The sequence below is a fragment of the endosymbiont of Lamellibrachia barhami genome, assembly GCF_011947365.2.
In the GTDB taxonomy this organism is placed as follows: Bacteria; Pseudomonadota; Gammaproteobacteria; order Chromatiales; family Chromatiaceae; genus QGON01.
Window position 1 is genome coordinate 1 of sequence record NZ_JAAVSH020000018.1, and the last position, 1,000, is coordinate 1,000.

A 1,000-nucleotide genomic window follows, 5' to 3' on the forward strand; every position below is an offset into this window, starting at 1 on the left:
CAGTTCGAGATTGCGGCGGGTGGCGGCATCGATGATGATGGCGTCCTCACGCCGCTCGACCCGCAGGCCACGGATGTGGGGCAGGGCGCTGTGCTGGGTCTCCTCCACATACTGCAGCAGGCAGCCAGCCGCGCCGACTGCAAGGGGCTGGTCCTGACAGCCGAAGCCGGTGAGTTCACGGGTGCCGAACTGGCGTGTCAGCAGTTGGGTGGCGGCGTCCAGATCGAAATGCCAGACAGGGCGGCGGGTGATGCCGCACTGCAGATCGAGACGCTCCGGCAGGCCGGAGTCCTCATCCAGCAGCAGTTCAGCCGGGTGCAGTCGTTCGAGTTCGCTGGTTAGCGCTTCATTTGTGTCGAGCTGTTGGACTGTGAAACGGCCGCTACCGAGGTCAAGCACCGCGAGGCCGAAACCCTCCTCTGTTTCATTGAGTGCGACAAGTAGATTTTCCCGCCTGTCTTCGAGCAGAGCCTCGTCAGTCACCGTGCCGGGTGTGACGATACGCACCACCTTGCGTTCCACCGGACCTTTGCTGGTCGCCGGATCGCCGATCTGTTCGCAGATGGCGATTGATTCCCCCAGACGCACCAGCTTCGCCAGATAGCCCTCGGCGGCGTGATAGGGGACACCGGCCATGGGGATCGGCTTACCGGCGGACTGGCCCCGCTTGGTCAGGGTGATATCTAGCAGACGTGAGGCCTTCTCCGCATCAGTAAAGAAGAGTTCGTAGAAATCCCCCATCCGATAGAACACCAGCATGCCGGGGTGTTCCCCCTTGATGCGAAGGTACTGCTGCATCATAGGCGTGTGTTTTGATTTTGAGGGTTTCTCTAAGTCCTTATTATTGCTGACTTTGTGAGCTGAACTATCCATAAAAATCAATAAGTTATGTTGTTGTCTAATTCTGGTTGAAGGATTGTCACATGCTTCCTCAATCTTTCTCGATCTTCCATAATCTGAAACTCTAGTGTAGGCTGCAGTATAGGTTTTCAACACACGC

General features: G+C 57.3%; 1 protein-coding gene. It reads right to left on the reverse strand.

The genetic code is table 11. The features are described 5' to 3' along the window. Positions 1–801, reverse strand: an 801-nt coding sequence (locus tag G9Q73_RS19155; RefSeq protein WP_500814669.1) for a MutS N-terminal domain-containing protein, incomplete at its 3' end; no start/stop codon positions are given. Positions 802–1,000 lie beyond the last annotated feature (199 nt).